Source organism: Pandoraea anapnoica (assembly GCF_902459765.1).
Taxonomy (GTDB): Bacteria; Pseudomonadota; Gammaproteobacteria; order Burkholderiales; family Burkholderiaceae; genus Pandoraea; species Pandoraea anapnoica.
Genome location: NZ_CABPSP010000027.1, coordinates 1 through 8,466 on the forward strand (window position 1 = coordinate 1; position 8,466 = coordinate 8,466).

Genomic DNA, 8,466 nt, shown 5'->3' on the forward strand with positions numbered 1-8,466 from the left:
GTCCGCTTGACCCCTTGCTCCATTTGCCTCTCCTTCAATGCATCGAAAAAGTGACAACCTATTTCAGGACGGGTCAACGTCAAAGAAAAAGCCCGCGAAGGTCGCGGGCTTTTTTCATGCTGACGAGAGATGGTGCCGATGCCACCCGAGCTTTAGCGCGGGCGCTTGTCCACGACCCGGCGGGCCTTACCCACAGAGCGTTCGATACCGCCGACCGGCTTCACGCGCACCGCGCACGACACACCGATGAGCGTCTTGATATCACGCTTGAGTTCGCCGCCGGCCGCTTGCAACGCAGCCGCGTCGTCACATCCGACAGCCGCTTCGACGTCCACCGCCATCGTGTCCATCGGGCCTTCCTTGTCCAGAATGATCTGGTAGTGCGGGGAAAGCACCGGCTGACGCAGCAGCAATTCCTCGATCTGGGACGGGAAGACGTTCACGCCACGAATGATCATCATGTCGTCCGAGCGGCCGGTGATCTTCTCCATACGACGCATCGTGCGCGCCGTGCCCGGCAGCAAACGCGTGAGATCGCGCGTGCGGTAACGAATGATTGGTAGCGCTTCTTTCGTGAGCGACGTGAACACCAGTTCGCCGAACTCGCCGTCGGGCAGCACTTCACCCGTTTCCGGATCGATGATTTCGGGATAGAAGTGATCTTCCCAGATGGTCGGACCGTCCTTCGTCTCGGCGCATTCGCACGCCACGCCCGGGCCCATCACTTCCGACAGACCGTAGATATCGACTGCGTCGATGCCCATGCGCTTTTCGATGGCCGTGCGCATGTCGTTCGTCCACGGCTCCGCGCCGAAGATGCCGATGCGCAACGACGACTCCGCCGCCACGATGCCCTGACGTTCCAGTTCGTCGGCAATCGCAAGCATGTAGCTCGGCGTCACCATGATGATGTCCGGCTTGAAGTCCTGAATCAGCTGCACTTGCTTCTCTGTCTGACCGCCGCCGAACGGGATCACCGTCAGGCCCGCGCGTTCTGCGCCGTAGTGTGCGCCGAGACCGCCCGTGAAAAGGCCGTAGCCGTAGCTGATGTGCACCTTGTCACCGCGACGCGCACCGGAGGCGCGAATCGAGCGTGCGACCAGATCGGCCCACGTGCTGATGTCGTTGGCGGTGTAGCCCACGACCGTCGGCTTGCCCGTCGTGCCCGAGGACGCATGCACGCGCGAGACCTGTTCCATCGGTACTGCGAACATGCCGAAGGGATAGCTGTCGCGCAGATCCTGCTTCGTCGTGAACGGGAACTTGGCCAGGTCGGCCAGCGAGGTCAGTTCGTCCGGGTGGACGCCGGCCTCTTCGAACTTCCGGCGATACACCGGCGAATTCTCATAGGCATGCCGCAGCGTCGTCTTCAGTCGGTCGAGCTGAAGGGCGCGCAGTTCGTCGAGGCTCGCTTTCTCGATCGGCTCGAGCGGCAAGGCGGTGGTCATGACTGTCTCCTTGGGGTCTTGCTTCTTACGCTGATACGTTGATAACCTCGCGCGCGCCCGAGCCCGGGAGCGCGTATTGCCGAGTAATGCCGAGCCTCGTCAGACGACGCTGCCCTTGATCTGTGCGGACTTGCCGCGGAACATCGCCACCACTTCACCGGCGCTGTTCGTCAAACGAATGTCGTAAATGCCATGACGCCCGGAGAGCACCTGCTCCTGCGCTTCCGCGGTGAGCGTGTCGCCGCCCGAGACCGGCTTGAGGAACTCGATGCTGCAACCGGCCGCCACCGTCACGACGTTGTAGCTGTTGCAGGCGAACGCAAACGTCGAATCGGCCAGCGTGAACATCAGGCCGCCGTGGCAGATCGCGTGACCGTTGAGGAATTCGTCACGAATACGCATCGTCATACGGGCATATCCCGGGCGCACTTCCTGCAACTCCATGCCCAGCCATTGGCTCGCTCGGTCGGTGCTGTACATCGCCTCGCCCGTGGCGTGGGCAAGTTCTTCCGGCGTCATGTCACTGACGGCTTTGGCGGCGGAGGTTTGGCTCATCGGGGGTTCCTCTTGTGTCTCGTCTAACCTTGTTATGTCGTGGTCTCTCGCGCGGCGCGTGGGGTTTTGGCGTTCGTTGTGCGTCGCTGCTTGTTCTGCGTTTCCTTGGTCCTGCGTACCTTCAGCTTGCTCGGTGCTTAGTCCGCAATCAGCGGCCTTCGAACTTCGGCGCGCGCTTTTGCAGGAACGCGTTCACGCCTTCCGCATAGTCGTAGGACGCGCCCAGCGAGCGTTGTCCGTCGCGCTCCAGATCCAATTGCTGATCGAGCGTGTTGGTTGCCGAGGCGTAAAGCGCTTCCTTGATGGTCGCGAGCGCCTTGGTGGGTTGCGTGGCCAGGTGCGTGGCGAGCTTTTGGGCTTCGGGCAACAGCGCGTCGTCGTCGACGCAGCGCCAGATCAGGCCCCACTGTTCGGCTTGTTCTGCCGAGAGCTTGTCGCCGAGCATCGCCAGTCCCATCGCGCGGGCCATGCCAATGCGTTGCGGCAGGAACCACGTGCCGCCGGTATCCGGTACGAGGCCGATCTTCACGAACGCCTGCACGAAGTTGACGGAAGCGCTGGCCAGCACGATGTCACACGCCAGGGCGAGGTTCGCACCTGCACCTGCGGCGATGCCGTTCACCGCAGCAATCACCGGCATCGGCATGGCGCGCAGTTTGCGCACGAGCGGGTTGAAGTTCTCGTCGATCAGCGCGCCGAGATCGGTCGAGGCGCCCGGCGTGAAGTCCAGATCCGCCAGATCTTGCCCGGCGCAGAAGCCTCGGCCCGCACCGGTGAGCACAATGGCGCGCGCGCCTTGTGCCTGCGCAGTGTCGAGGGCGTCGCGCAATTCCGCATGCATCTGCCGCGTGAAGCTGTTGAGCTTCTCGGGGCGGTTGAGCGTGATCGTGGCGACGTTGTCTTGCAGCGTCAGTTGAATCGTGGCGGTCATGGGGAGGCTGTCTCCGGGGCTCTATATAGAAGGGGTGTCGCTCAGACGCGCTCGATGGCGATGGCGATGCCCTGACCCACACCGATGCACATCGTGCACAGCGCGAAGCGACCGCCAGTGCGGTGGAGCTGATACATCGCCGTCGTCACCAGACGCGCGCCCGAGGCACCCAGCGGATGGCCCAGCGCGATCGCGCCGCCGTTCGGGTTCACGCGGGCGTCGTCATCGGCGAGGCCGAGTTGACGCAGCACGGCCAGGCCCTGGCTGGCGAACGCTTCGTTCAGTTCGATGACGTCGAACTGGTCGAGCGTCATGTTCAGTTGCTTGAGCAGCTTGACCGTGGCCGGGGCCGGGCCGATGCCCATGATGCGCGGTGCGACGCCGGCGGTCGCCATGCCGAGCACGCGGGCACGCGGCGTGAGGCCATGCAGCTTGGCGGCGCTTTCGCTAGCCAGCAGCAGGGCGCACGAGCCGTCGTTCACGCCGGAGGCGTTGCCGGCGGTGACGGTGCCGTCCGCGCGAACCACACCCTTGAGCTTGCCCAGCGCTTCCATGCTCGTGGCGCGCGGATGTTCGTCATGTTCGACGACGATGGCGTCGCCCTTCTTCTGGGCGATCGACACCGGCGTGATTTCCTGTGCGAGCGTGCCGTCGGCTTGCGCGCGGGCGGCCTTTTCCTGGCTACGCAAAGCAAAGCGGTCCTGATCTTCGCGATTGATCTTGAAGTCGTCGGCCACGTTCTCCGCCGTCTCCGGCATCGAGTCGACGCCGTACTGAGCCTTCATCAGCGGGTTGATGAAGCGCCAGCCGATGGTCGTGTCGAAAATGGCGGCCTGACGCGAGAACGCGCTGTCGGCCTTGCCCATCACGAACGGCGCGCGCGTCATCGATTCGACGCCGCCCGCGATCATCAGTCCGGCTTCGCCCGCTTTGATGGCGCGCGCGGCGGTGCCGATGGCGTCCATGCCCGAGCCGCACAGACGGTTGAGCGTTGCGCCCGGCACGTCGATGGGCAACTCGGCAAGCAGCGACGCCATCCGGGCGACGTTGCGGTTGTCTTCACCTGCCTGATTGGCGCAGCCGTAAATAACGTCGTCGATCAGCGTCCAGTCGACGTTCGGGTTGCGCGCCATCAGCGCCTTGAGGGGGATCGCACCGAGGTTGTCGGCGCGAACGTCCTTCAATGCACCGCCGTAACGGCCGATGGGAGTGCGGATCGCGTCGCAGATGAAGGCTTCGGTCATGGTGTCTCGTTCCTGTCTTGGCTTGTGGCGGGAAGGTCGGTCGCGGGCGTCGATGCGCTGAAGCCCAGGTGGCCTTGCGACGGTGAGTGACTATGGTAGTGACTTACCGTCGCATTCGCGTGAGGGGTTTCCCGTCCTCTCTATATATAGATGTGACTCGGTTGGATGCGAGTCAGGCAGCGCCCGCTTCGGACTTGGCCGGCACATGGTGGCGGCTTTGCACGACGCGGAAGCGGTTGGCGACGAAGGCCGCATCGGCCAGGCTGGCGTTTGCCGCCGGGTTGCCGCCCGTGCCGTGGTAGTCCGAGTAAGCCGCCGATTGGTTGACGAACACGCCACCGGTCAGGTTGAGCGACAGCGCTACGCGGCCTTCGATGGCGGCGTCGAGCGCCAGTGCTTCGCCTTGCGGCGTCGTCGTGTAGGCCGACAGCGTGAGGGCGCCGTGTTGCGCAGCGGTGCGTCCGGCCAACGCGAAGGCTTGCTCGCTGCTATCGACGGCGATCACGAACGTGACCGGGCCGAACCATTCGCGGGTGTAGGTGGCTTCGTCGGCGACGTCGAGTGCGACGATCAGCGGCGTGCGCACGCGTGCACCGGCGAAGGCCGGGTGTTCGAGCGTCTGGCTGTCGAGTACCACACGGCCGACCTTGCGGGCTTCGTCGATGCGGGCGAGGACGCCTTCGTTCTGGATCGCGCCGAGCAGTTCGACGGCCTTGGCCGGATCGCTGCACGTCTTCTGAACGCTACCGGCAATGGCGGCCACAACTTCGTCGAATGAGACCTTGCCGTCCGGCGTCTGAATGCCGTCGCGCGGGATGTAGATGTTCTGCGGGGCGGTGCACATCTGGCCCGAGTACAGCGCGAGCGAGAAACCGATGTTGCGGGCCATGCCCTTGAGGTCGTCCGTCGAGTCGATCACGATCTGGTTCACACCGGCCTTCTCGGTGTAGACCTGCGCCTGACGCGCGTTGACTTCCAGCCAGTCGCCGTTGGCAGTGCTGCCGGTGAAATCGATCACGCGCACTTCGTCGCGCTTCGCGAGTTGCTGGACGATGGCGCCGTCGTTCGGGTTGGTGGCGGCGAGCGTGACGACATCCGGATCGAAGCCTGCTTCCTTAAGCACTTCACGCGCGATCTTCACGGTGATGGCGAGCGGTAGGATGGCACCCGGATGCGGTTTGACGACGACGGCATTGCCGGTCGCGAGGCTGGCGAACAGGCCGGGATAGCCGTTCCAGGTGGGGAACGTGCAGCAGCCGAGCACCAACGCCACGCCGCGCGGCACGACGGTGTAACGCTTTTCCATCGCCAGCGGCGGGTTCTTGCCCTGCGGCTTTTCCCAGTAGGCGTCTGCGGGAATGCGGCGAAGTTCATCCCATGCGTAGGCCACGGCTTCGAGACCGCGATCCTGCGCGTGGGGGCCACCGGCCTGGAACGCCATCATGAAAGCCTGACCCGTCGTGTGCATTACGGCGTTGGCCATTTCGAAGCTACGTGCGTTCAGGCGCTTGAGGATTTCGAGCGAGACGCCGACCCAGGCATCCGGCGTAGCGGCGCGCCACGACTTGTGGGCGTCCTTCACGCGGGCGAGCAGGGCGTCGATTTCGAATCCGGGGTAGGTCGTGCCGAGCGCAAAGCCGAACGGCGAGGCTTCCTGGCCGACGCTGCCCGTGCTGCCGCGCTGCTCCAGCGGGAAGGCGGCGTTCAGATACTGTTTGAAAGCGGCTTCGCCGTCGGCGGCGGCCGTCTCGCCATACGCGCGCGGGCTCGGCATTTCCGTGAACGGGCTCCAGTAACCACGCGTGGCGATGGCCTGAAGGGCGCGCTCGAGAGTCTCTTGGTGTTTGGCGAAGAGGGGATGAGTCATGGTTGTGGATCTGTCCGTGTCGGGATGCGGCTGGCGGATTTGCTGTCTTGCCGACAAGTTCGTGGCTCGCGCGGCAAGACGCAGAGGACGGCACCGGGTCGTCTGACTAATAGCTGTCGTTGGTTCGACGTCAATATTAATTAACCGACCGGTTGGTTTGTTAATATAGCACCAAATCTTCCGGGCGTGGCACACGATGATGCCGGGTTTTCCCCGACGGATCCGCGCATGCGAGCTGTGTGACGGAAGCGGGCGTGGCGAGCCCAGGGCGGGCGGCCCGTTCGCGGGATTCATGGTCGGATGCCAGTGGCTTTCGCTTCCGATTTCTCGGACTTTGTCCCGACATTGGACGACTTGCGGCCTCTGATCTGCGTTGCGGAACGAAAGGTGCGTGCCCGGGGGAACGATGGCATCATGCCTAACCACTGCAGTCGACGCCCCGCGAGCCGCACACCCAGGCCCACGCAGAGCGCCGCAGCGCCGTTGCAAACCGATGGCGCGCCCATCGCCTTATCTGTTTCTGGCGGTGGCCCGGGTGTCGGGCCCGGGTCATCGCTGACCCCCGAATCACAAGACGAGACTTTGACTGGAGGAGTAAGAGGATGACGTACGAGAACATTCTGGTGGAAACGCGCGGCCGCGTCGGTCTGATCACGCTGAATCGTCCGAAAGCGCTCAACGCGCTGAACGACGCGCTGATGGACGAGCTGGGCGCTGCACTCACCGCTTTCGATGCCGACGAAGCCATCGGTTGCATGGTGATCACCGGGAGCGAGAAGGCGTTCGCCGCCGGCGCCGACATCGGCATGATGTCCAAGTACACGTTCGCCGACGTTTTCAAGGGCGACTACATCACGCGCAACTGGGAGACGGTGCGCCGCATCCGCAAGCCGGTCATCGCTGCCGTGTCGGGATTCGCGCTCGGCGGCGGGTGCGAACTGGCCATGATGTGTGACTTCATCATCGCTGCGGACAACGCAAAGTTCGGACAACCCGAGATCAAGCTTGGGGTGATCCCGGGCGCGGGCGGTACACAGCGTCTCACGCGTGCCGTGTCGAAGGCTAAGGCCATGGATATGTGCCTGACCGCGCGCTTCATGGACGCCACCGAAGCTGAGCGCGCCGGTCTCGTCTCGCGCATCGTGCCGCTCGACAAGTTGCTCGACGAGGCGATCGGCGCAGCCAACACCATCTGTGAATATTCGCTGCCGGTCGTCATGGCCGCAAAGGAAGCCGTCAACCGCGCTTTCGAATCGACCCTCGACGAGGGCGTGCAATTCGAGCGTCGCATGTTCCATTCGCTCTTCGCGCTGGAAGACCAGAAGGAAGGCATGGCGGCGTTCGTCGAGAAGCGCAAGCCGGTTTTCAAGCATCGCTGAACTGTTGCGAAAAGCCGGGACGGCCACCGTTGGGGAGGTCGTCCTATGATAGTCTGCCGGTTTTTTCAGCAAGGGACGAAACGATGTCGATGAAACGACGTGCATTTGCGCTGGCCTTTGTGGTGGCTTCGGGGCTGCTGTTGAGTGCCTGCGGGAAGAAGGAAGAATCGGCTGCGGGCCGGTCGGTCGGGCCGGACGGCTCGCAACCTGTGTACGTCGTCGGATCGGACGCCGCCTATGCGCCGTTCGAATTCGAAACCGATACCCGGCAGATTGCCGGTTTCGATATCGATGTGATGAAAGCCGTCGCCGATAAGGCGGGCATCTCCATCCGCTTTATCAATACGCCGTTCGAAGGCATCTTCAATTCGCTGGTGCAGGGCGACCGCGATATCCTGATCTCCGCGATCACGATCACGGACGAACGTAGCAAGCAGATGGATTTTTCGAAGCCTTACTTTGAAGCATCGCAACTTATCGCCGTGCCGGTGAACTCGACCGTGCAGAAGTTCGACGATCTGAAGTCAATGAAGGTGGGCGTGCAAACCGCGACGACCGGCGACGAAGTCGTGCAGAAACTGATGGGCAAGAATAATCCGTCGGTCAAACGTTTCGAAGGCACGCCGCTGGCGATGAAGGAACTCGAAGCGGGTGGCGTTGATGCGGTGGTCGCAGACAACGGTGTCGTGGTGAACTTCATTGCGAATAATCCGAATGCCAAGCTTCGTACGGTCGCTGACAGCAGCTTCCCGAAGGAGTACTACGGCATTGCGGTGCGCAAGGGCGATGCCGAGCTTCTGGCCAAGATCAACAAGGGGGTCGATGCGATCAAGGCGGACGGTACGTATGACGCTATCTACGAGCGGTACTTTGGTAAGAAGTGACCCCGAAGTCGCCTGGCATACACCGCTGGCAGGCGCTGTATGAAATGAAAAAGCCCCGTCACGACGGGGCTTTTTCATGGGTTTTCAAATTATTTTCACAAAGTGCTTGCCAGGGTTCCGGGTTTTCACTAATATTCCGTCTCTCGCAACGACAGCGA

General features: G+C 63.0%; 7 protein-coding genes. 2 read left to right on the forward strand and 5 right to left on the reverse strand.

All coding sequences use genetic code 11. The annotated features are described in order from the left end of the window. Positions 1-152: 152 nt before the first annotated feature. The 5 genes from paaK to paaN all read right to left on the reverse strand — a co-directional run bounded on the left by paaK (position 153) and on the right by paaN (position 6,045). The gene (gene paaK, locus PAN31117_RS26670) at positions 153-1,448 is read right to left on the reverse strand and encodes a phenylacetate--CoA ligase PaaK (RefSeq protein WP_046289894.1); all 1,296 of its coding nucleotides are present in this window, start codon (positions 1,446-1,448) and stop codon (positions 153-155) included. 99 nt (positions 1,449-1,547) lie between these two features. Continuing rightward, positions 1,548-2,003, reverse strand: a complete 456-nt coding sequence (gene paaI / locus PAN31117_RS26675; RefSeq protein ID WP_370855794.1) for a hydroxyphenylacetyl-CoA thioesterase PaaI — start codon at positions 2,001-2,003, stop codon at positions 1,548-1,550. 148 nt (positions 2,004-2,151) lie between these two features. Then, complete coding sequence (gene paaG / locus PAN31117_RS26680) at positions 2,152-2,934, reverse strand: 2-(1,2-epoxy-1,2-dihydrophenyl)acetyl-CoA isomerase PaaG (RefSeq protein WP_150740852.1); 783 nt, start codon at positions 2,932-2,934, stop codon at positions 2,152-2,154. A 41-nt stretch (positions 2,935-2,975) separates the two neighbouring features. Further along, entirely contained in the window at positions 2,976-4,178 is a 1,203-nt protein-coding gene (gene pcaF, locus PAN31117_RS26685) for a 3-oxoadipyl-CoA thiolase (protein WP_150740853.1), read from the reverse strand. A gap of 172 nt (positions 4,179-4,350) precedes the next feature. After that, positions 4,351-6,045, reverse strand: coding sequence for a phenylacetic acid degradation protein PaaN (gene paaN, locus PAN31117_RS26690; RefSeq protein WP_150740854.1), 1,695 nt, complete (start codon positions 6,043-6,045; stop codon positions 4,351-4,353). A 602-nt stretch (positions 6,046-6,647) separates the two neighbouring features. On the opposite strand from paaN, the gene PAN31117_RS26695 reads away from it, so the two are divergent. Continuing rightward, positions 6,648-7,424 (forward strand): enoyl-CoA hydratase, encoded by a 777-nt coding sequence (locus tag PAN31117_RS26695; protein ID WP_150666138.1) that lies wholly within the window; start codon positions 6,648-6,650, stop codon positions 7,422-7,424. 83 nt (positions 7,425-7,507) lie between these two features. Next, positions 7,508-8,308, forward strand: coding sequence for a basic amino acid ABC transporter substrate-binding protein (locus PAN31117_RS26700; protein ID WP_150740855.1), 801 nt, complete (start codon positions 7,508-7,510; stop codon positions 8,306-8,308). Positions 8,309-8,466: the final 158 nt, after the last annotated feature.